Source organism: Dyella terrae, from assembly GCF_004322705.1.
Classification (GTDB): domain Bacteria; phylum Pseudomonadota; class Gammaproteobacteria; order Xanthomonadales; family Rhodanobacteraceae; genus Dyella_D; species Dyella_D terrae.
The window spans coordinates 61,934-84,761 of sequence record NZ_SIZZ01000002.1 but is presented as its reverse complement, the minus strand read 5'-3'; the positions used below and the strand labels follow the sequence as shown (position 1 = coordinate 84,761).

Annotated in this window: 19 protein-coding genes and 1 tRNA gene; 12 read left to right on the top strand and 8 right to left on the bottom strand. The window is 63.7% G+C overall.

The annotated features are described in order from the left end of the window. The first annotated feature begins 49 nt into the window (after positions 1-49). Positions 50-1,762: an ArnT family glycosyltransferase gene (locus tag EYV96_RS11225; protein WP_131151652.1), complete on the top strand. Its 1,713-nt coding sequence runs from the start codon at positions 50-52 to the stop codon at positions 1,760-1,762. After that, a complete protein-coding gene (locus tag EYV96_RS11220) occupies positions 1,759-2,073 on the top strand; it encodes a tetratricopeptide repeat protein (RefSeq protein ID WP_131151651.1) in 315 nt (104 codons plus the stop codon). Before EYV96_RS11225 ends, EYV96_RS11220 begins: the two co-directional genes overlap by 4 nt. A gap of 171 nt (positions 2,074-2,244) precedes the next feature. Here the strand turns inward: EYV96_RS11220 and EYV96_RS11215 are convergent, their stop codons facing one another. Beyond that, entirely contained in the window at positions 2,245-3,126 is an 882-nt protein-coding gene (locus EYV96_RS11215; RefSeq protein WP_131151650.1) for an LpxL/LpxP family acyltransferase, read from the bottom strand. Between the two features lie 215 nt (positions 3,127-3,341). Between EYV96_RS11215 and dtd the strand changes: the two genes are divergently transcribed. Both dtd and rpoD read left to right on the top strand, forming a co-directional pair. Further along, on the top strand, positions 3,342-3,782 hold the full coding sequence (gene dtd, locus EYV96_RS11210) for a D-aminoacyl-tRNA deacylase (RefSeq protein ID WP_131151649.1): 441 nt from the start codon (positions 3,342-3,344) through the stop codon (positions 3,780-3,782). Positions 3,783-3,957: 175 nt separating this feature from the next. After that, entirely contained in the window at positions 3,958-5,820 is a 1,863-nt protein-coding gene (rpoD, locus tag EYV96_RS11205; protein WP_131151648.1) for an RNA polymerase sigma factor RpoD, read from the top strand. A gap of 324 nt (positions 5,821-6,144) precedes the next feature. On the opposite strand, the gene EYV96_RS11200 is transcribed toward rpoD, so the two are convergent. Beyond that, positions 6,145-6,519: a SnoaL-like domain-containing protein gene (locus EYV96_RS11200; RefSeq protein WP_131151647.1), complete on the bottom strand. Its 375-nt coding sequence runs from the start codon at positions 6,517-6,519 to the stop codon at positions 6,145-6,147. Positions 6,520-6,682: 163 nt separating this feature from the next. Between EYV96_RS11200 and EYV96_RS11195 the strand changes: the two genes are divergently transcribed. The 6 genes from EYV96_RS11195 to EYV96_RS11170 all read left to right on the top strand — a co-directional run bounded on the left by EYV96_RS11195 (position 6,683) and on the right by EYV96_RS11170 (position 12,351). After that, positions 6,683-6,758, top strand: a tRNA-Ile gene (locus EYV96_RS11195). Between the two features lie 582 nt (positions 6,759-7,340). After that, on the top strand, positions 7,341-8,126 hold the full coding sequence (locus tag EYV96_RS11190; protein ID WP_131151646.1) for a transketolase: 786 nt from the start codon (positions 7,341-7,343) through the stop codon (positions 8,124-8,126). Then, on the top strand, positions 8,123-9,031 hold the full coding sequence (locus tag EYV96_RS11185; RefSeq protein WP_131151645.1) for a transketolase family protein: 909 nt from the start codon (positions 8,123-8,125) through the stop codon (positions 9,029-9,031). The genes EYV96_RS11190 and EYV96_RS11185 overlap by 4 nt, the downstream gene beginning before the upstream one ends. Beyond that, positions 9,028-10,998 (top strand): NAD-dependent epimerase/dehydratase family protein, encoded by a 1,971-nt coding sequence (locus EYV96_RS11180; protein WP_240732463.1) that lies wholly within the window; start codon positions 9,028-9,030, stop codon positions 10,996-10,998. Before EYV96_RS11185 ends, EYV96_RS11180 begins: the two co-directional genes overlap by 4 nt. A gap of 32 nt (positions 10,999-11,030) precedes the next feature. Beyond that, positions 11,031-11,954: a class I SAM-dependent methyltransferase gene (locus EYV96_RS11175; protein ID WP_131151644.1), complete on the top strand. Its 924-nt coding sequence runs from the start codon at positions 11,031-11,033 to the stop codon at positions 11,952-11,954. Beyond that, complete coding sequence (locus tag EYV96_RS11170) at positions 11,947-12,351, top strand: GtrA family protein (protein WP_131151643.1); 405 nt, start codon at positions 11,947-11,949, stop codon at positions 12,349-12,351. Before EYV96_RS11175 ends, EYV96_RS11170 begins: the two co-directional genes overlap by 8 nt. On the opposite strand, the gene EYV96_RS11165 is transcribed toward EYV96_RS11170, so the two are convergent. Next, complete coding sequence (locus EYV96_RS11165; protein WP_205746156.1) at positions 12,348-13,115, bottom strand: class I SAM-dependent methyltransferase; 768 nt, start codon at positions 13,113-13,115, stop codon at positions 12,348-12,350. The genes EYV96_RS11170 and EYV96_RS11165 overlap by 4 nt on opposite strands. A 197-nt stretch (positions 13,116-13,312) precedes the next feature. On the opposite strand from EYV96_RS11165, the gene EYV96_RS11160 reads away from it, so the two are divergent. Further along, positions 13,313-15,397: a hypothetical protein gene (locus EYV96_RS11160; RefSeq protein ID WP_131151641.1), complete on the top strand. Its 2,085-nt coding sequence runs from the start codon at positions 13,313-13,315 to the stop codon at positions 15,395-15,397. A gap of 31 nt (positions 15,398-15,428) precedes the next feature. Here EYV96_RS11160 and EYV96_RS11155 read toward each other — a convergent pair whose 3' ends face one another. Beyond that, positions 15,429-15,770 carry a carboxymuconolactone decarboxylase family protein gene (locus EYV96_RS11155; protein WP_131152425.1) on the bottom strand — a complete coding sequence of 114 codons (342 nt, stop codon included), beginning with the start codon at positions 15,768-15,770 and terminating at the stop codon, positions 15,429-15,431. A gap of 118 nt (positions 15,771-15,888) precedes the next feature. Between EYV96_RS11155 and EYV96_RS11150 the strand changes: the two genes are divergently transcribed. Then, on the top strand, positions 15,889-16,800 hold the full coding sequence (locus EYV96_RS11150; protein WP_131151640.1) for a cupin domain-containing protein: 912 nt from the start codon (positions 15,889-15,891) through the stop codon (positions 16,798-16,800). Here EYV96_RS11150 and EYV96_RS11145 read toward each other — a convergent pair. The 4 genes from EYV96_RS11145 to EYV96_RS11130 are packed head-to-tail and all read right to left on the bottom strand — an operon-like array spanning position 16,797 to position 22,785. Further along, positions 16,797-17,633, bottom strand: coding sequence for a sulfotransferase family protein (locus tag EYV96_RS11145; protein WP_131151639.1), 837 nt, complete (start codon positions 17,631-17,633; stop codon positions 16,797-16,799). The genes EYV96_RS11150 and EYV96_RS11145 overlap by 4 nt on opposite strands. 29 nt (positions 17,634-17,662) lie before the next feature. Then, positions 17,663-18,670, bottom strand: coding sequence for a LacI family DNA-binding transcriptional regulator (locus EYV96_RS11140; RefSeq protein WP_131151638.1), 1,008 nt, complete (start codon positions 18,668-18,670; stop codon positions 17,663-17,665). A gap of 16 nt (positions 18,671-18,686) precedes the next feature. Next, the gene (locus tag EYV96_RS11135; protein ID WP_131151637.1) at positions 18,687-21,401 is read right to left on the bottom strand and encodes a glycoside hydrolase family 2 protein; all 2,715 of its coding nucleotides are present in this window, start codon (positions 21,399-21,401) and stop codon (positions 18,687-18,689) included. 4 nt (positions 21,402-21,405) lie between these two features. Next, positions 21,406-22,785 (bottom strand): APC family permease, encoded by a 1,380-nt coding sequence (locus EYV96_RS11130; protein WP_131151636.1) that lies wholly within the window; start codon positions 22,783-22,785, stop codon positions 21,406-21,408. Positions 22,786-22,828 lie beyond the last annotated feature (43 nt).

Genomic DNA, 22,828 nt, shown 5'->3' with positions numbered 1-22,828 from the left:
CCGGATCGACCCCGTACCCTCCGCCCACCGACACGAAAAGAAACGAACCGTGCCCTCCAGCGCCTACAGCCGTTCCGAACACCTGCGATCCCTGTGGCCCTGGCTGCCGCTGTGGACGGCGGTTGCCCTGATTGCCATTTTCTCGCACGGCCCGATGCCGCTGTATTCCACGCGCACGCTGGCGGTGGCCTGGGAGATGTACACGCACGGGCACTGGCTGGTGCCGCACATCAATGGCCAGCCCTATAGCGAAAAGGTGCCGCTGCTGTTCTGGATGATCCACGCCGGCTGGTTCGTCTTCGGCGTCAACGACGTGTGGCCGCGCATCCTCGAAGTCATCTTTGGCGGCACCGAACTGGTGCTGCTCGCCACGATGGCACGCCGCCTGTTCCCGAACCGCCCCTGGGTGGCCAAGGGTGCGCCGTGGATCGCGCTCGCGCTGGGCTACGCGTTCCTGTTCGGCCTGCAGATCATGTACGAGGTGCTGCTGTCCGTCTGGGTGCTGGCGGCGCTGCTGTGCCTGACGCCCAAGGCCCATCGCGAGGAACCGCGCTGGTGGCTGTTCGGCCTGTGCGTGGGCGCCGGCCTGATGACCAAGGGCCCGGTGATGTTCCTGCACGTGGCCTTCCCGTTCCTGCTCGGTCCGCTGTGGAGCGACTGGGCGAACCAGAACCGCAGGCAATGGTACGTCCGCGGCGTGCTGGGGCTGCTGCTTGGCGGCGCGATCCTGCTCGCCTGGGCACTGCCGGCCGGTTTCGCCGGCGGCGAGGCTTATCGCAACCGCCTGTTCTTTACCCAGACGGCCGGCCGCGTCGTCGATGCCTTCGACCACGCCCGTCCCTTCTGGTGGTACGTGCCGATGATCCCGGCGCTGCTGTTCCCCTTCAGCGGCTGGCCGCGTGCGTGGGCCGCGCTCATCATGCTGCGCCGTCCGCTGGACCCGGGCATTCGCTTCGCCCTTTGCTGGCTGGTGCCCATCCTGCTGGCGTTCTCGCTGATCAGCGGCAAGCAGCTGTATTACCCGCTGCCCGAATTCGCCGGTGCGGCGCTGCTGGTCGCCGGTGCGGTCGCCGTGCTGCGTGAGCGTCATCCAACCCTCGGCACCACGCCGTGGCTGGGCACCTGGCCGCTGGGCATCGGTGGCATCGCGTTCGCCGTGCTGCTGTTCGTGCTGCCCAACCTGGTGGCCAGCGACGCGCTGCATGGCGAGTACGTCGACAGCTTCTCGCACTACAGCCGCTTCTTCAGCGTCGTGTTCCTGCTGCTGGGCCTCCTGCTGTTGCTGCGCGGACGCGGCGAAATGCGCCGCCTCGCGGTGGCCGGACTGATCGGCGTGCTGGCGCTCAACACGCTGTTCACCCTGACGATGTGGCAGAACTTCGACCTGCGCCCGGCGGCGCACCTGCTGCAGGCTGCGGATGCCGATGGTCGCGCCATCGGCATGATCGGCACGTACGAAGGCCAGTTCCACTTCGAGGGCCGCCTCACCCGCCCGATCGAATACCTGACCCAGGGCGAATCCGTCGACACCTTTGCGCGCGAACATCCCGATGGCCTGATCATCACGCGCGTGGAAGGCAACAAGCTGCAGCCCAGCGACCTGCGCTATCCGCTGCTGGTGCAGCCGTTCCGCTCCAGCTGGATCGTGATCTGGCCGGCCAGGTCGCTTGCCGAACTGCGCGCGGGCCGCACGCCACCGGAACCGACGCATCCCACCCGCATCGTGCAGGTCGACGACTGGCGCTTCCGTTCGATGCAATGAGCACGATGATCGACAACCTGCGCGCCCAGTGCGGCGGGCCGCGCGACGGCGCACTGCTGCGATTCTCGCTGGGCAATGCCTTGTCCGGCGAGGGACGTCACGCGGAAGCCGTCGAGGAGCTCCGCCGCGCCGTGCAGTTCGATCCCGGTTATTCCGCCGCCTGGAAATTGCTGGGCAAGACGCTCGTGGCGCTCGAAGACAACGACGCCGCAGCCGATGCCTACCACCATGGCATCACCGCCGCCCGCGCTCGTGGCGACAAGCAGGCGGAGAAGGAAATGACGGTGTTCCTGCGGCGACTCGGTCGGTAGGCCGGCGGCGTTGCCGCCTGTGAATTCGCGTGCTGACGCACGCTGTAAACAGTAAACAGGTAAGAGCAAAGCACGAGCAAGCGAAACCACCTCTTTGCTCTTGCCTGTTTACTGTTCACCGTTTACAGCCCGCTCCGCGGGCGGCCTTACAGCGAGCGCCAGCGAGCGGCCTCACCCGTAAGGGCTTGGCCGGTCGTTGGCCGAATATCGCTTGTAGTGCCACTGATACTGCGCAAAGGCCAGCCGCACACAGGCCTCGACGCCCTCGTTGAGCGCCGTGCAGGCAAGCAGCTGATCCACCTCCGCCAATCCCTCCGGTGCCTTCAGCAGGTGGATCCGGTAACCCTCGCCGTGCGGCAAGCGCTCGGCAAACGAGAACAGCACCGTCGCGCCCGTGCGCGCCGCCAGGCGCGGCAGCAGCACCATCGTCAGCGCCTCGCGTCCGAAGAATGGCGCGAACTGGCCTTCGCCCTCGCGCGGCTTCTGATCGGGCAGGATGCCGACCGTGCCGCCCGCGCCCAACCGTTTGAACAGCGTGCGCACACCGGCGCCCTCGGCTCGCACCTGCTCCGGCGCCAGCGCCCCGCGGGCCTTGCGCAGCAATTGCTCGACGGCGGCAATCCGCGGTGGCCGGTAGAGGATCGCCATGGGCGTCTTCTTGCACAGCCAGTAGTTGAGCAGTTCCCAGCAGCCCAGGTGCGGCGCCGCGATGATCAGCCCCTTGCCGGCCGCCAGGGCCTCGTCCATCAGCGCCTCGCCCCTGACCTCGCGGACCAGTTCCAGCACCCGCTCGGCATCGTTGCCCCAGATCTTGGCGATCTCGGTGATCGACTTGCCGCTCTCTTCCATCACCTGGCGCAACAAGGCCTTGCGCGCGGGCTCGTCCAGATCCGGGCGAACGATTTGAAGATTCACCTCGGTATTGCGAACGGTCTTGCCGTGCCGCCACAGCGAGAACCGGCCGATCGCCGCGCCGACGCCGTGCAGCACGCGAAGGGGGAGCCGGCCGAGCAGGCGAAGAATCAGGTACAGAAGGTAGATATCGGGACGCATCGGACGATTTTAGGGGATAGCGGCGGCGTTGCCGCCTGGGGGGGTCGCTCGCTGGCGCTCGCTGGTGAACGGTGAACGGTGAACGGTAAACAGAAACGGCAAACTCCACGCCAGTCCGCGATATTCCAGCCCCCGCTCTTACTGTTTACTGTTCACAGCGAGCGCCAGCGAGCGACCCCCCAGGCGGCGCAGCCGCCGAACTCACCCGAGGCCCCATGATTTCACTCATCCAGCGCGTCCAGTCCGCCCGCGTCGACGTCGACCACGAAACCGTCGGCGCCATCGGCCCCGGCCTCCTCGCCCTCGTGGCCGTCCAGCCCGGCGACGACGAAGCCCGGACCAAACGGATGCTGGAACGCCTGCTGGGCTACCGGGTGTTCAGCGACGAGCAGGGACGGATGAACCGGTCGCTGGCTGACACCGGCGGGGAGCTGCTGCTGGTAAGCCAGTTCACCCTGGCCGCCGATACCCGCTCGGGCATGCGTCCAAGCTTCACCACCGCCGCCACGCCCGAGGAAGGCCGCCGGTGGTTCGACCGCCTGGTCGAATTGGCCCGGGCGGCACACCCCCGGGTGGAAATCGGGCGATTTGGCGCCCATATGGAAGTACACCTGGTCAACGATGGCCCGGTCACTTTCTGGCTCGAGACGCCGTAATCGCGGCGCTGCAGCATGCGCTCTCAAGAACCCGGCAATTCCGTCGAAACATCTTCGGAAGAGGCCGTTTGGCGCGCTTTTTGCGTACCCGAGCCTTCGGTAAAATCACTTGAAAACTGGTCAAAAAAGCATCACATGGCTATACTGATCGGTTCCTGCATATGCGGCGGTAGGTATGAATAGCAAAGCTCCTGAGCAACAGTCCGAAATCAAGGCCCTCATCTCCAAGGGTTTGGAGCAGGGCTATCTGACCTACGCCGAGATCAACGATCACCTCCCCGACGACATCGTCGATCCGGAGCAGATCGAAGACATCATGGCCGTGCTCAAGGGCGTGGGCATCGAAGTACACGATGCCGCCCCTGACTCCGACCCGCTCTCGGACAATGCCTCCACCGGCAGCGCCGATGACGAAGCCGCGGCCGAAGAAGCCGTCGCCCTGCTTTCGGCCGTCGACTCCGAGGTGGGCCGCACCACCGACCCGGTCCGCATGTACATGCGTGAGATGGGCACGGTCGAGCTGCTTACCCGCGAAGGCGAAATCGCCATCGCCAAGCGCATCGAGGAAGGCCTGGGCCAGGTGCAGACCGCCCTCGCCAGCTTCCCCCTCACCATCGAGCTGCTGCTCGAGGAGTACGACCAGCATCTGGACGGCAAGCGCCGCCTGAGCGAAATCCTGGCCGGCTTCGCCGACCTGGAAGAAGCCGCCGACGCGGCCCTGGCCGCCGCCCAGGACGTCGAAGTGTCTGACGCCGACTCGGAAAACGACGACGACGACAACAACGACGACTCGAGCAGCGACGAGGACGAAGGCCCGACCGGTCCGGATCCGGAAGAGGTCAAGCGCCGCATGGAGCTGCTGCGCGACTACTACAGCAAGTTCCAGAAGGCGGCCCCCAAGGCCACCGACGTCAACGACAAGAAGGTGCTCAAGCTGCGCGACCAGATGGCTGAGGAATTCCTCAAGCTCAAGCTGCCGTCCGCGCTGATCGACAGCTTCGTGCGCAAGCTGCGCGAAGTGGTGAACGACATCCGTCACCACGAACGCGCGCTGATGGACATCTTCGTCAAGCAGGTGAAGATGCCCAAGGCCGAGTTCCTCAAGGCCTTCCCCAGCAACGAGGGCAACCTCGAGTGGGCAAACGAGCTGGGCCGCAAGCGCCAGAAGTGGTCGCCGAACATCAAGCCGTTCAAGGAAGTGATCGACGGCGAACAGGAAAAGCTCGGCGCCATCGAGCGCAAGCTGTTCCTGCCGCTGACCGACATCAAGGAAATCAACCGCACCATGTCGGTGGGCGAGGCCAAGGCCCGTCGCGCCAAGAAGGAAATGGTCGAGGCCAACCTGCGTCTCGTCATCTCCATCGCCAAGAAGTACACCAACCGCGGCCTGCAGTTCCTCGACCTCATCCAGGAAGGCAACATCGGCCTGATGAAGGCCGTGGACAAGTTCGAATACCGTCGCGGTTACAAGTTCTCGACCTACGCCACCTGGTGGATTCGCCAGGCCATCACGCGCTCCATCGCTGACCAGGCCCGCACCATCCGTATCCCGGTGCACATGATAGAGACGATCAACAAGCTCAACCGCATTTCCCGCCAGATGCTCCAGCAGTTCGGTCGCGAACCGACGCCGGAAGAGCTGGCCAAGGAAATGGAGATGCCCGAGGACAAGATCCGCAAGGTGCTGAAGATCGCGAAGGAACCGATCTCGATGGAAACCCCCATCGGCGACGACGAAGATTCGCATCTTGGCGATTTCATCGAGGACACCAACGCCAGCTCGCCCATCGAGTCGGCCACGGAAACCGGCCTCATGGAAACCGTGCGTGATGTGCTGGCCGGTCTCACCCCGCGTGAAGCCAAGGTTCTGCGCATGCGTTTCGGCATCGACATGAACACCGATCACACGCTGGAAGAAGTCGGCAAGCAGTTCGACGTCACCCGCGAGCGCATCCGTCAGATCGAAGCCAAGGCCCTGCGCAAGCTGCGTCACCCGAGCCGCTCGGAGCAGCTGCGCTCATTCCTGGATATCGATTGATTCCGGCGAAACGATGAAACGAAAAGGCCCTGCATTTGCAGGGCCTTTTTTTATGCCCGACCCATTTTTCATCGTCATGCCTGCGCAGGCAGGCACCCAGTGGCGAGCACGCGCAGCTCTCACCCCATCCCCCAAGGCCCGTCATGCCGGCGAAAGCCGGCATCCATGGCGACAACGGCGCGTGTTCACTCAAGGATGGCGGCTTTCGCCACCATGACAGCCAGTGCGTGCACGACGTAATTCAAACATCATCGCCACTGGGTGCCTGCCTGCGCAGGCATGACGCCGGGGTGGGAGAAGGCATCGCGAACGGCGCGACGTCACTCAGCCCATGTCATAGAAGAACTGCTCCCGATCAATCTTCCCTTCCTTGTTGACGTGATAGACGCAGATCTCCGTCATGTTGACGCGACCGTACTCTTTCATCGTCACATCCAGCGTCATCGAGCAGGAAAACCAGTTCCCCGCCACGACCGGATCGCTGATCGAGCCACCATGCACTTCGGTCACCGATTCCTGGAATTTCTTTCCCTTCTCGAAGATCGCGTCCAGCCCCTTCACGTTACCCAGCGACCCCGGCGGCCCGCCTTCCGGCTCAATGCTCTGCGCGTCCTGTGAGTACAGCTCCCGCTGCGCCTCCTCGTACATCCCTTCCCGACACAACACCACCAGCCGCTTCGCCACCGATTCAGTGCTCATGACCCGCCTCCAGCGCTCAAAGGGACCCCCGAGGCTACGCCCGCGCACATAAAGCGGATGTCAGACCGTAAGAGTTCTCCGATCCTTGCCCGCCTCCCTCGACGCTCCGCCATCGCGCGGCTACCATGACCGGCCGCGCAGCGCGCCTTGCGCTGGGAACAACGGGCCTATAGCTCAACGGTTAGAGCAGGGGACTCATAATCCCTTGGTTCCAGGTTCGAATCCTGGTGGGCCCACCAGCGCCGCGACACGGTTGTGGCATTACGGAGGACGCACATCCGACCGCATTCGAGAAGGGTCGCACCGGGGAAGAACACGCCCGTGCGTGGGCACGGCGAATGTCATCTTGGACCGCACTGCACGAGGGGCGCACTGATGCTTCCAGGACGCCGGAGACCCTCACCTCACGCCACGCCATTCCATCGGCAAAATCCACTGGCGACCGATGTCACCTGGCATGCTGCTCTTCATCACGCGTTGCACACATTCTCAAGTGAAACGTCTGAGCCACGGGGAAAGGACTGAGTCTGGTCAGATCGCCAGGGCCATGCACAGAGTCATGACGCGGTGCATCGCATGGCGCAGTTCATGATGACGGCATGCCGGAAGCCATCTGCGGAGGCGAAAGGAAGCCGCACGCAGCGATCCCTGAGGTCTCGGACCTCATTTTTCAGTGTCAAATCGAGTAAGGTTTATCTGAGTACTCTGCAGGAATGGCCTTTGGCGATCCTCTCCACGGCACAGGGATGCCGGCAGAAGCAGGGATGATTCGTGGGGGCAAAACCTCCACTTCGGCGAGAACAGCGAGAGCGTCAAGCAATATGACAACACCCGCGCAGCTAGATGCCAGTCACCTGGTCAACATTCGCAAGCGGCTCGTACGCATGCACTACGAGAGCGGCGTCGGCCACATCGGCGGCAATCTCTCATGCATCGATGCACTGAGTGTGCTGCTCAATGAGCGCATGGGGTCGGAAGATCACCTGGTGCTTTCCAAGGGTCACTCCGCCGGCGCGCTCTATGTGGCGCTCTGGAGCGCAGGCAAGCTCCGCGACGAAGATCTCACCACCTTCCACCGCGACGACACCCTGCTCGCAGGCCACCCCCCGGCCAGCGGACTGAAAGACGTCCTGTTTGCAACCGGCAGCCTGGGGCATGGCCTGTCGCTGGCAGCCGGCACGGCACTGGCGCAGCGCCTGAAGGGCGAGTCGGGCCACGTGTACTGCCTGACCTCGGACGGTGAATGGCAGGAGGGCTCCACCTGGGAGGCCCTGATCTTCGCCTGTCACCAGAAGCTGACGAACCTCACCATCCTGGTCGACCATAATCGCCTGCAGGGCTTCGGGGGCACCGACGACGTCGCGTCCATGGCGCCGCTCTGGGACAAGCTGCAAGGCTTCGATATCGACGTACAGATCGTCGAAGGCCACGACCTCGAGCAGATTCGCGCATCACTGGACCGCCCCGCCGACCGGCCACGCCTCATGGTGCTGGAAACCACCAAGGGCAAGGGCGTGTCGTTCATGGAGAACCGCATGGAGTGGCATTATCTTCCGCTCGACGAAAAGCACTACCAGCTTGCGATCGAGGAGCTTTCGCGTTCATGAGAAAGCCATTGTGTGATTCGCTGGTAGCGCGCTCCAAGAACCCGAACATGGTGTTCCTGACGGGTGATCTTGGATTCATGGCGCTGGAACCGCTGCAGCAAACCATGGGCGAGCGCTTCATCAATGCGGGCGTCGCCGAACAGAACATGATCTCGGTCGCCGCCGCGCTGGCACGCCAGGGGCTGGACGCCTGGGTCTACAGCATTGCGCCGTTCTGCTATGCACGACCCTTCGAGCAGATCCGCAATGACATTGCCTTCCACCACCTGCCCGTCAAGCTCGTCGGCAATGGTGGCGGCTACGGTTATGGGGTGATGGGTCCGACCCACCACGCCATCGAGGACTACGGCATCCTCCTGGCCCTGCCGAACCTTACGGCCTATGTGCCGGTGTTCGACCAGGACATTCCTGCGGTGATCGATGCGGCTGGTGACAGCTCCACGGCCAGCTACATCCGACTCGGCCGTGGCGAACAGCCCGCCGATTTCGAGGTGCCGGCCTATGCACCGTGGCGTCAGCTGCTGAAGGGCCATGGCGCGCCCGTCGTCGCCGTGGGCCCCCTCGCCGGGACCTACATCCAGGTCCTGCGCGAGATGCCTGAGGCCACCCGACCCAGCCTCTGGGCCGTCGCGGAGCTGCCCATTCATCGCCATGCCCCGCCCGCCGAACTGCTCGAGCAGATCGACCGCACAGGCCACCTGTGCGTGGCCGAGGAGCACGTCGAGCGAGGCAGCTTTGGCGCCGAATTCGCGCTGTACCTCATGAAACAGGGTAAGCAAGCGCGCATCAGCCATCTTTACGCCCGCGCGCACCATTACCCGCGTTACGGCTCGCAGAACTACCTTCGCAAGGCTTCTGGCCTCGATCCCCAAAGCCTCCTCCTTGCCCTGGCAGACCCTTCGTGAGCAACCCCGATATCGCGTTCCATATCCGCTCCCTGACCGGTCCCATCCTGGTCACCGGTGCCACCGGCTTTATCGGCGCCACGCTGTTCCACATGATTCGCGCGGTGCGCCCGGACGTCTATGCCGTGGTGCAGCGCGAACGCAACTGGCGCCTGGCCGGCGTGCCCGAAGAAAACATCCTTGCGGCCAACCTCAACGATCCGGCCGCGGTGAAGAACCTCATCGGCGCCACGTCGCCAAAGACCGTGTTCGATTGCGTGGCCTATGGCGCCTACTCGTTCGAGCAGGACCAGCAGCTGATCTACCAGACCAACTTCAACGCCATCACGATGTTGGTCTCGCTGTTGGCCAAGCAGTCGATTGCCGCGTTCGTGCATGCTGGCTCATCGTCCGAGTACGGCATGAACTGTGCCGCGCCTGAAGAGTCGGATCGATGCGAGCCAAACAGTCACTACGCGGTATCGAAGGTGGCGACGGCTGAGTATCTGCAGTACATGGGCAAGTGCCATGCCTTCCCCTGCGTGAACCTGCGCCTGTACTCGGTCTATGGCGCCCTCGAAGACAGCTCACGACTCATTCCCAATCTGCTGCGCTCAGCGCTCGCCGGCACGCTGCCGCCGCTGGTCAACGAACACACTTCGCGCGACTTCGTCCATGTCAATGACGTCTGCGCGGCCTTCATCATGGCCGCCGCCAAGATGAACCCCTCGCTGTACGGCGAGGACTTCAACATCGGTGCCGGCCAGCGTGTCACCATTGGTGAGCTTGCCGAGCTGACCCGTTCGCTCTTCAAGATCGACGAGCCGGCCAAGTTCGGCACCATGGAAGGCCGTGCCTGGGATCTGCAGGATTGGTACTCCAATCCCGCCAAGGCCGAGCGCCTGATGGGCTGGAAGGCGAACATTCCACTGGCCGACGGCCTGCTGGACATGTCCAAGGCATTCGTTGGCGTCACCGACGAAGAGCTGGCCAGCCGCACCAAGAAGACGACCCAGGCCCGCCGTCGCTCCGTCTCGGCGATCATCGCCTGCTACAAGGATGCGCAGGCCATTCCGTTCATGCACAAGCGCCTGACGGAAACGTTCAACAAGATCGGCATCGATTACGAGATCATCTTCGTCAACGATGGCAGTCCCGACGACAGCGCGGAGCAGATCCGTCTCCTGTCGGAAACGGATCCACACGTCATCGGCATCACCCATTCGCGCAACTTCGGCTCGCAGATGGCCTTCCGCAGTGGCATGGAGCTGGCGACCAAGGACGCCGTCGTGCTGCTCGATGGCGACCTGCAGGACCCGCCCGAACTCATCGAAGCCTTCTACGCCGAGTGGGAAAAGGGTTTCGACGTTGTCTACGGCCGTCGCATCAAGCGCGAAATGCCCTGGCACTGGGGCCTCCTGTACAAGGCGTTCTATCGCGTCTTCGCCGCTTTCAGCTACGTCAAGATTCCGCTGGACGCCGGCGACTTCTCGCTGATGGACCGAAAGGTGGTCCAGTGGCTGCTCGCCTGCACGGAGCGCGACCTGTTCATGCGCGGCCTGCGCGCCTACGTCGGCTTCCGCCAGACGGGCGTGGACTACCTGCGCCCCGAGCGCATGTTCGGTCGCACGACCAACACGTTCGCCAAGAACATCGACTGGGCCAAGAAGGGCATCTTCTCCTTCAGCAACGTGCCGCTGACCATGCTCACCACGCTGGGCCTCAGCCTGCTGGTGCTTTCGCTGATCGCCGCCGTCGTGGTCGCCACGCTTCGCGTGATCTGGCCTGACATTGCGCCGCGCGGCATCACCACTTTGCTGATCGCCGTACTGGGCTTTGGCTCGCTCAACCTGTTTGGCATCGGACTGGTGGGCGAATACATCGGCAAGATCATGATCGAAGTGAAGGGGCGTCCGCGCCTCATTCGCGCCGCCCTCATCCGCCACGGTGTCATCACCGAGCAGACCGGCGGCGAAGCGCACCCGTAACTTCCGCCCCCATCCACGACAGACAGGACACCATGCAACCGGCTGACCGAAACCACAGGCCTTGCCCGATTTGCCGGCGCTTCCCGGACCACGCAGAGGTCTATCTGGAGGAGCGCATCGATACCTCGGCGCTGAACAGCTACAGCTTTGCCTCACGCAAGGAACCGGAGCGACTTTGCTTCCAGATGGTTCGTTGCCCCACCTGCGACCTGGTCTACGTCGACAGTCCGCCGTCCCAGGGTGAACTGGCCAAGGCCTATCACAGCGCGGACTACGACAGCAGCGAAGAAGCCAATGACGCGGCCTCGAGCTACGCAGACGCTTTCGCCAAGGTTCTCGGTCGCCTCGCCCACGACTCGGCGCTGGAGATCGGCACGGGCACGGGTGTGTTCCTGGAGAAATTGTCGGCGATCGGATTCCGCCATGTCGAAGGCATCGAGCCATCCACGGCGGCCATTGCTGCCGCGCCGGAGCATCGTCGCCCCTGGATTCGCGAAGGCATCTTCGTCGAAGGCGACTATGCGCCTGAATCGTTCGACATGATCTGCTGCTTCATGACGCTTGAGCACGTGCGCGATCCGCTGGAGGTTGTCGAATCGGCGATTCGCTTGCTGCGACCCGGCGGCGCCTTTCTCTCGGTTACGCACGATTATCGACACCCGGTCAATCGCATGCTGGGCAAGCGATCACCCATCGTCGACATCGAACACATGCAGCTGTTTTCCCGCGACAGCATTCGCGCCCTGTTCGCGCAAGCCGGTTACGTGGACATCGAAGCGAATGCGTTCACCAACACGTATGCCCTGTCGTATTGGCACCGCCTGATGCCGCTACCGGCAGGCCTCAAGCGGCCGATGGGCCGCGTGCTCGAAGGGCTGCGACTGAATGGCGTAAAGCTATCAATCAACGTGGGCAATACGGCCGCGGCCGGTTTCAAGCCGAAGGCCCATGCGTAAACTGCTCAAACTGCGCTTCATCCGGTTCGTGCTGGTGGGTGGCCTCAACACGCTGTTCGGTTTTACCGTGTATGCGTTGTTCGTGGTTGCCCACAGCCCGACCTGGGTGGCCCTGATCGGCGGCAACCTCGCGGGCATCGTGTTCAATTTCCTGACTACGGGCCACTTCGTGTTTCTCGATGTGTCCCGCCGGCGCCTGCCCCGCTTCGTCGCGGCGTATCTGCTGACGTACGCGATGAATCTTGTGCTCATTGCGTGGCTCAACAAGCTCACGTACAACGCCATCGTCAGCCAGGCCATCCTGACGCCGTTCATGGCGGTGGTTTCTTACGTGCTGCTATCGAAGCTTGTGTTTGCGCCCGCACATCCTCAGGCGCAGGTCGAGCACGCGGATTAGCCGCGGCTCGATGTGGCGCGCGTCGCCTTGACGAAGTAGCCCAGCGGATCTTCCTTCGCACCGGCGCCCAAGGCTTCGGATACATGCGATGCCGCTACGAAACCCAGCGCCACCGGCACGACGGGGACCAGCAGCGGGATGCGCCACAGTAGCGAGACGTCGACTTTCGGCTGCGCCAGCCGGGCTGTAAGCACCACCAGCTTGCTGGCGATGGCGCCAATATCGGTGCCGCGTTCGCGAATCTCGACGTTCTCGAAACCATGTTCGCCGAACATGATCTCGAGGCGCTCGCGCGTGAACCGATGGTAGTCGTGCGGAATATGGTGGCGACGCGCCGACCACGGCACGGTCAGGAGCAGCGACGCACCGGGCTTGAGCACGCGGGCGATCTCCGACAGGCATAGCGCCGGGTCTTCCGTGTGTTCCAACACCTCGATGCACAGGGCACTGTCGAAGCTTGCATCGGCGAAAGGCATGATGCGTCCGTCGTAGTACGTGACATCCGGATGGCCGGCACTCATGCCGAACTCCGTGGCGTTACCGACATCAATGCCCTGGTAAGTCACCGACGAGGGTAGCCAGTCGCGCCATGGCGATTCGCCCGCGCCAACGTCGATCACCCGGCCATGGAGTTTGGCGAGCTCCGGACGCAGGTACCTGACAATGGTGGCCAATTGCAGGTCGAGCAGGCAGCGCACGCGAAACAGCCACGGCTGCCGCGTCGGTGACTGGACGGCGATCGGTTTGAATTGCTCTACGGCCACGAATTGACGCTCCACTTTGTCGCAATGAGCCGACGGCAGTCACGCGTGCTGCCGCAGCGTCTCGTTATCCCTTCCGCAAGCCGGGCGGAGCCCGGGCGTGGTGGTTCTGGAGTGTACACTGCCCTTTGTACGGCCGACGTCCGGCCGATGTCGAAGCGCCACCGATCGCGTCACATCCATGACAAGGATTTGTTTGCATGACAGGACTCTCCGCACGTCGCCCGACCTTTGTCGCCCGGCCATGGCTGCAGCGCGCCGCGTGCGTGTTCATCATGTCGTGCTTCATGACGTGGCTGTGCCTGCTTGCGGGCACGGGCCACGGCGCACGAACGCTGCTTGCATCGCTTCTCATCATCGCGACGATGACGCTCTGCGGCGAATGGATCCTTGCCCGCGCCAGCCTGCGATTGACGTCACCTTTGCCAGCCGCCTGGGTCGTCGGTGCCGCAGTTACCATGCTGGCGACCTGGGCGCTGAGCTCGACGTTCGGCATGACGGCAGCCTGGGCGTTCGCCCCCCTGGCCGGCCTGACTCTGCTCGCCTGGCTATGGAAGCCGATACGATCGAACAGTGATTCGGAACAAGGTTCCTGGTTCGATGTCCTTGCGATCGCAGTGCTTTCCATCCTGATCGCTTGTTTCTGTCGTGACGTGGCGGCCTTTCAAACCACGGTGGCAAAGGGTGGCTCCCTGCCGGCATGGTCGGACTACTACGTTCATGGCACTGCCATCGCCTCGTTCGGTGATCCACTCGCCATCAGTCGCGGCAACATCCTGCTCGCCGATACACCGCGACCGCTCTACCACTATGGCACCTACGCTCTTGCGGCGGCATGGCTGTCACCGACCGACCTGCCCGGACTTGCACTCGCGCTATGCGCCCTGCTGCCACTGGGCTTGCTGATCGGTGCGCTCGGTCTGTATGCCTGGGTGGCGCAGCTGACGAACAAGGCGATTGCGCTGGCAACAGTGGTTATCGTCGCGTGCCTGCCGGATGCGGCGGCTTACGGCATGGAGAACGGTTTCTTCGGTGTGCGCTGGCTGCTCTACACCGCACCGGGTACCGGTTATGCACTCGGTGTCGCTGCGATGGCGGCAGCGTGCGTCACGCTGGGTTTGCGCAGCCAGCGACGCGCCGCCACGGCGCTTGGCTTTGCCCTGCTGGCATCCCTGGTCGCAATTCGCCTGCACTTCTTCGTGCTGCTTGCGCCAGCACTTGCCGGTACATGGTTGCTGGGCAAGTGGCGCACATCAGGGCGCACCCAGGCCCTGGCAGTCGGTGGTGCCTTCATCGTGGCGCTGTGCGCCGCGGCGGCCTTGCTCGCGTTGCAGCCTTCGCTAAAGAGCCTGTTCCTGCCGCTTCCTTATATGGAGTCAACGCTGGGATTTGGGATTCCCCATCTCGCGGCAACGTTCCATGCATGGGTGGCATCCGGCCACGAGTTCCTCGCCCTGCTTATCGGTCCGCTACTGATGTTGGTGGCGGCCCTCGGCATCTGGGTGCTCATCCTTCCGGTGATGACGATCATCCAGGTCCGCCGTCGCCGTTGGGAAACCGCTGACTGGCTGCCGTGGTTGCTCTGCGCAACGTACACAGGACTGATCCTGCTCGCTCCCACCTTGAACACGGACTCGTCCGAGCTCAGGCATCGCCACTTCGTCCTGATGTACGCCATCGTCGTAGCTTGGTGCTTTGCCCGTGCAGGCGAATGCCTGCCGACCTTTCGTGCGCCCAGCGCCGAACTCGCCAGCCTGGGCGTGTCCGTCCTCCTGGTTCTCGTCGTGATGGTGGTCGGGCGTGACGCTCGCCTTGGCCTGCCTTCGCTGAAGCACATGCCCTGGGCGACCGATTTCTACGGCCGTCCGATTGCGCCCGGCATTGCACAGGCCGGCACCTATTTGCGTGAGCATTCGCAGTCGGGCGACATCCTGGCCACCAGTGGTCAGGCCATGCGCGGATACATGCAGAGCCGCCAGACCGAACTGGTGAGCTTTGCCGACGTGCCCACCTATCTTGGCCGCGTAGAGTTGCTCGAAAAGCAGGATGCGGCCTCGGCTACGCTGGCACGCGAGCGAAGCGCCGTCATCGATGGCGTGGTCAATGCCGACGATTGGCCGGGTGCGTGCGCGCGCCTCGCGGGAGCCAGCATCCGATGGTTCGTTGTGGATCAGCCACACCAACCCACCTGGGACCCGGATCACCACTCCGCCGTCTTTCAATCCGGCACGTTCGCCATCTACGACGCGGGCCCTGCAGCAGCGCGCCGCTGTCCTCAAGAATAAACGGCGACGCGCCGCCCTCTGGCACCCTCAATCAATGAGCGTCATGCGCCGCCACCGCATCCATGACACGCGCGGAGTACACCATCGCCGCACCGGCATTCAGCGCGACTGCCACGCCCAACGCTTCGGCGATCTCTTCCTTGCTGGCCCCATGCCGCAACGCCTCCGCCACATGCACGGTGATGCAGCCATCGCAGCGCGTGGTGACGGCGACGGCGAGTGCGATCAGTTCGCGTGTCTTCGCGCCAAGCACATTGGCCTGCTGGCCGGCTTTTGAGAGGGTCTGGTAGCCCTTGAGTGTGTCGGGGCTGAGGGCGCCGATCTCGCCGATGCGGCCCATCAGTTCTTTGCGGTACTGCAGCCAATCCAACATGGTGTCTGTCCTCGATAAGCCGGGAGCCGGCGTGTCGGCTCCCCTGGCAGCAGCAGTGTTGTCCGAAGTCGTGAGCTGATGAATACTCGCCACACTCATTTTCTGGCGCATTCGTCTCATGGACGCCCTCAGCAGTGTCATCGACCTCGCCGCCGTCCAGGGTAGCCTTGACCTGCGCTGCCAGCTGGCCGGCCGGTTCGACATCCCCCATGACAGTGCCGGGCCGGGCGAAGCGCCCTTCCACCTGGTGCTGGCAGGCACCGCACGGTTGCAAGTCAGGGGCAAGCCCGACATGACGCTCAAGGCGGGTGACTTCGTGCTGCTGCCGCGTGGCGCGGCGCACACGCTTTATGGCCTCGGCGAGGCCGACGCCATGCCGATGATGCTGGATAGCCTCGGCGCGCTGCCCGAACGCCGCAATACCGACGGCGCCGTGGAACTGGACCTGCTCTGTGGCCGCTTCACTTACGCAAGCGGCACGACCGACTTGTTGATGCACGCCTTGCCGGACGTCCTGCACGTCAGCCTGACGAACGAGGGGGCCATCGACGCGCTCAACGGCATCGTCGCCATACTCCGGCATGAAGTGGCGCTCATGCGCCCAGGCGCACTGGCCGTCGTCACTGCGCTCAGCCAAGCGCTGTTCGTGATGGCATTACGCACTTACTCGCAGCACGAGGCGATTCCGTCATCGCTGCTGGGCCTGCTGAGCCACCCACGCCTTAGCGCCGCGATCCTCGCCATGATCAGGTCGCCGCATGAAAACTGGACCGTCGAAACACTCGCCGCCCGCGCGAACATGTCCAGGGCTACGTTCGCGCGTCAGTTCAGTGAGAAGGGCGGCATGTCACCCATCGACCTGCTCACCACCATGCGCATGCAGCTGGCCTGCAACCTGCTGTCGAGCACGGACCTGGCCCTGGCGACCGTGGCCGAGCGCATCGGTTACTTGTCCGAATCGGCCTTCACCAAGGCGTTTCGCAAGCGCGTCGGCGTGACGCCGTCGGCGTATCGCCGGTCGCGCCACTAAACGATCGGCACCTGATTCACATTGTTCTTCGGATCCGCCCAAAACGCCTCATTCGCAAAGCGGCCGAAAACATCACGCGGCAGGATCGGCTGCCTTTCAATCGACTCCACCTTCGGCCGCACCGAATGCAGCCCCGGCATGCCGACGCGCGCGTCGAACTCATTTGCGTTGTACTCGATGTGATCAAAGTCGTGATCGAACCACGGCTCTCCGAGGAAGCGATACACCGCGCGCACGGCGGCCTCGGGATTCGCCACCAGACTTTCGTAGGTGAGCATCAACAGATGATCCTGCGCGAAGCGTCCGTAGAACGCCTCCTTGGTCGCCTGATAGGCAAAGCCCACCATGCCGCGCGGATCCGTCAATGCTTCAACGCGCGAATACACCGTCGTATTGGTATCGAAGCGGAACACCTTGCTGACGCTGACCGGCTGCTTCTGCACCAGCCGCTCCATGCTGTCGAGCACCCAGGCCAGCTGCCGCACGCACGCGATCACCTTGACGCCCGGGAACAGCGTGTTGAGCAGCTGCATGCGGCTGCACCACAGGCGGCTGGTGTCGAAGATCACCTGCGCGTCGGAACCGACCGAATAGAAGTTCTCTACCAGACCCCGCAGCACCGCCACGCGCTGTTCGTCGGAGACATCGAAAGCGAAGTCATTCTTGCTGCTCGCCTCGGCCATCACCACACCCATGATGTCCGCGAGCGGGCTGGTCATGCCGGCGCGGAAGCGTGGGTTCTGGTTGAGGATGGCAGCGAGGAGCGTGGTGCCCGAACGCGGCAAGCCGGAGATGAAATGGAATGTCCGGGAGGGGTGGCTGGGGGCGGTCATGGAAGCATTCCTCACTCGGATGATGTGAATCAGGGGGCGGGTGCCGTCGATGCGCGCAGGCGCATTTCGTAATCGACTTCCACCATGCGCGGCTCGCCCTTGCCCTGCACGCGCAGCAACAATTCTTCGGTGGCGCGCTTGCCCATCTCGCGCACGGGTTGGTGCACCGTGGTGAGCAAGGGCCACACCTGGGTGGCGATGGTGGTGTCATCGAAGCCGCAGATGGAAACCTCGCCGGGCACCGACACGCCGGCTTCGGCGGCGGCCCAGATCGCGCCGACAGCCATGTCATCGTCGGCGGCGAAAATCGCCGTGGGACGATCTTTCATGGCCAGCAATCGTCGCGCCGCCGCCACGCCCGACTCGAAGGAAAACTGGCCCTGCACCATGTACGCGGGGTCTTCCTTGAGGCCGGCCTTCTTCAGTCCGTCGCGATAGCCGGCCAGGCGCCAGATGCCAGCGCCATGCTTCGGGTCGCCAATGATGTGCGCGATGCGCCGATGCCCCAGCGAAACCAGGTGCGCCACCATCTTCGCGGCCGCCTCGCGTTCGCGCAGGATGACGCCGATGCAGTCGTTGGACTGATGGGGCGCAATGGATGCAAAAGGAATATCCGCCTTGCGCAGGTAGCTTAGGAGCCTGGGGTGATCGGTGATCGGCGGCGTGAGGATCAGGCCGTCCGGCTGGTGGCGCGACACGATGCCTTCCACGCGCTCGACGAAATCCGGCGCGGTCGATACCAGCGGCTGCACCACCATGCCGTACTGCTGCGCTTCGCAGGCCTCCAGCACGCCGGCCTGCACTTCCATGATGTAGCTCGGCGAGAGGTTGTCGTAGAGCAGGCCGATCATGAAGGAGCGATTGGTCGCGAGGCTGCGCGCGGAGGTCAACGGGCGATAATTGAGTTCCGCCACGGCCGCGAGCACGCGCTCGCGTACCGAATCGCGCACGTTCGGCTCGTTGTTGAGCACGCGCGACACGGTTTTTTTCGAGGTGTCCGAGGCACGGGCGACATCGTTGATGGTCACGCGCGACATGGAAGCCCTTGCGTCGTCAATGATCGGATCCCTGCGAGACCAACGCCTGTTTGCCTGATGCCGGAACGCTTTGCGCCGGCACGTTCCACCCACTCACCTCGACCACCGCCGCTGCACCCTGCGACGCATAGCGCGCGGTCAGCTCCACGGACTGGCCGGGCCAGAGCGTCACCTCATTGTCTGTCCAGCGTATGGGCAGCGCAAGATCGCCCCTGGCCCCGCGACGGATCGCAACATGCTGCTGCACGGCCGGTGCTTTCGATGACTTCGGCACCGACAGCGTCACGGTCGTCACGTCATCGTTTCCTTCACGCCGCGTGGTCGCGTGAACTTCGATCGTTGCTGCCGGCAGGGTCTGCAGCGCGGTCAGGTCCGCGTACTGCGTCAGCGGCGTCAGGTACCAGTTCGACTTCGCCCAGTCCAGCGTGTCCTCGCGCGTGGAAAGCCAGTAGACATTGCGGCTGACCGCCTTGCCATCCGAGCCTGCAAGATCCAGCTCAACGAAGTAAGTCGTCGAAAGGCCACGGATCGCCGGCACGGTCATCACCGCTTGCGCATGATTTCCCTCGATGCCGATATCGGCCAGATCCTTCTCGAAGCGCACACTGCCGTCGAGGTTGCGCACGCGCACATGGGCGCGCAGTCCGCGCGCCGCCTCGCGCGTGTGATTGACCAGCACCACGTCCCGCGTGTCATACGCGTACTGGATATGAAGCGGCTCGTTGGCCTTCTTCGCACCGTAGTACGCGCCCGCTGGATTCATGTAGTAGTCGTACAAATGCCAGTGCAGCGACGGCCAGGCGTTGTTGAGCATCCAGTAGATCACGCCGGTCGAAGGCTTCTGCGCGCTCATGCGTGCGTTGAAGGCCTCGAATTGCGCGCGCACGTTGTCGTAGTTGTCGAGCTGAGCCTTTGCAACGTAGTCCGCGAGGTTCTTCGGCGCGCCGTAGCGATGCGCCAGCGCGTCATCGAACGGCGTCAGCACGGCGAACGTCGACCAGTCCGCCGAGGCGTGGTACTGGCGCGCCTGGGGATACTTCCACAGCGCCTCCTGCTCCTGCGGCGACAGCATGCGTGCCAGGTCTTCCATGCGCGGGATGGTGGCGCCGGCGCTGACTTCCGAGTCGAATCCGAAGGCGCCGCCAAGCTTGTCCGCATACCAGTACGAAGGTGGAATCCAGTCGTACGGCCCGGCCATCTTCATGCCCGAGGGCCCAGTCTCCGCCGTGCCCTGGTCCACCGCCGCGGAAATGATGGGCAGTGTCCAGTCAGCGGCCGCCAGCGTATCGGCGTACATCTTGGCGATGTGCGGCGGCGGCGCATTGTCACTGCCAATGAAGAATCCGATCACCGACGGGTGATTGCGCAACAGTCGCGCCTCGCTCGCCATCGACTCCTGCGCCACCGTCTCGTCCGCCGCGCTCCACGGCTCGCCGCCCGTCTTCGCCGCCGACTCCCACTTGTCGCAACACTCCCAGCCGGCAAGGATCATGATCCCGTGCTGGTCGGCCAGGTCGTAGAAGCGCTGGTTTTCCAGCTTGCCTTCGCTGCGAATGGTGTTGAGGCCGAGGTTGGCGACGTAACCAAACTCCGCTTCCATGCGCGCCGGATCGTCACGCAGGAACATGTCCGGCGCCCAGCCTGCACCACGAATCAGCAGGGGCAGTCCATTGATAACAAACTGACGGTAGCCGTCCTTCGTCAGATGGGACGTGACGCTGCGAATGCCGAAGTTCGTCGACGTGCGATCCGACGCGGCGCCATCCACAGTCGCCGTCAGCGCCATCGCATACAACGGATGCTCGCCCATGCCGATGGGCCACCAGATCCTCGGGCGATCCAGCGCCAGCCCCGGTGTGGTTTTGGGTGTGAACGTAATGACCTGGGTCTGCCCCGGCGCCAGGCGCACTTCCTGCTGCAGCGCCACGTCGGCCGCCGAGCCTTGGATCGTCACTTCATGCGCCACGGTATCAAGATTCTTCGCGGTCACCTTCACCGCCAGCGAGGCGTGCGCCAGATCGGGCAGCGACACGTCCGACGATACCAGCGGATCGCTAAGCACTACCGGCCCGCTCTGCACGATATCCACGCCGCGCCACGGCCCCATGTTGTTGTCCGGCGGCGTGGGGTTCCAGTCGACCCAGCCGATCGAAAGACTCATGCGCGGGTCGCCCGGCTGCACGCGCATCGCCAGCACGTTGGTGCCGGCGTGCACCCATTTCGTCACATCGAAGTCGCGCACGGGATACGCGCCAGCGACTTTCGAATGATCGGCGATGAGATGACCGTTCACCCACAGATCGGCGCTCGCAATCATGCCGTTGGTGCGCACGAAGGTGTGCCGTCCCGCCGGCGCTTTCGCCAGCGTGAATTCGGTGCGATACCACCACGGCACCACGAACAGGTTGCCGCTCGCCTCCGGTACCTGCACCGCGCGCAGATTGTCGCTGTAGAACACGTCGTTCTTGAAGACGCCATTTTCCAGCAAGCCCGCCATCACTGTGGCGCGCCCGGTCACCGGGTACCACTCCTTGGTGACATAGCCGGCCGCAGAAATCGCGGCGCCCGTTTCCTGCGCCTTCGCGCTGTCCTGAATCAGCCAGCGTCCGATCGGCGTGACCGTCCCGGCATCGGCCGGCACCTGTGTGGTCGAGTACGTCGTCTGGGCGCTCGCCGCCGACGTAAACCCAAGGGCCACCACCCACAGCACCTGCCTGATCGATCGCTTCATGACGTCACTGCTTCTCAAGATAGGTTTCACGAATCTCGACCGGCGCGAACGGCCACGATTGGTTAACTCGCGCCCACACCGCAAACACCACGAGCCCGGCAACGATCCACACGCCCGAAAGGATCAACGACAAGGTCGACGCCGAGAAATACACATAGACCCAGCCCACCACAGCCACCAGGCAAGGCACGGGATACAACCATTGCTTGTACGGCCGCGCCAGACCCGGCTGACGCTTGCGCAACACGACCAGCGCCGCGATCTGCGCCAGCGACTGCACGATGATGATCGCCGTCAGCAGCATGTTGATCACTTCGGTCAGATCGAAGAACGTACCGATCCCCGTCACCACGCCCATCGTGATCAGCGCAACGTGCGGGAAGCCATGCTTCTTGTGCAGGCGCCCGAACACCGACAGAAACACCTTGTCCCGCGCCGCTTCGAACGGCACGCGCGATCCACCCAGCAAGCCGGTGAACACGGACGCAAACGCCGTCACGATGATCAGCACTGTCATCACCGCCGCCGCGGCATGACCCCAGCTGCGCTCGACCACCAGCGATGCCACCGACTTGGACTGCGCGATCTCCTGCCACGGCGCCACGCCCAGCACGCTGATGTTCAGCAGCAAATACACGAACATCATCGCGATCACCGAGATGATGATCGAGCCCGGCATCGTCCGCCCCGGGTTGCGCAGCTCGTCGCCGATATAAGCGGTGGTGTTGTACCCGAGGTAGTCGTATATGCCGATGATCAGGCCCGCGCCCAGACCCACGAAGAAGCGACTGCCGAAGGCATCGGCGGGATAGGTAAATGCAAAGGCGGCGTTGAAGTTCGAGAATCCCGCTGCCGCCGTACCGATCACCGACACCAGCATGATTACCCACAGCGCCACGGTGATCGAACGAACCGATTCAATGCGCCGATACAGCAACCACGTCACCAGCGCCGTGGCCGCCAGGCTCACCAGATGCACCGGCCACCAGCCGAGGTTCGGGAAGAAGAAGCCCAGGTACTCCGCCATGCCGATGATGCCCGTGGACATCAGCAAGGGAATCGCCAGCAGCATCGTCCAGATGAAGAGGAACGGCATCAGCTTGCCCGTGCGGTACTGGAAGGCCTCGCGCAGGTAGACATACGTGCCACCCGAGCCCGGCATCGCCGCACCCAGCTCCGCCCAGACCAAACCGTCGGCCATCGCCAGGATCGCGCCGGCGATCCAGCCGATCACCGCCTGCGGCCCGCCCATCGCCGCGACCATGATGGGAATGGTGATGAACGGCCCGATGCCGCACATCTGCGTCATGTTGATCGCCGTGCCCGAGAACAGGCCGATGGAGCGATGGAAGGCGTTGTCGCGGGTGGGCTGGGAGTCCTGCATGCTTGCCTTGTCGTTGGTAGTTGCTGACAACGGGTCGGCCGCC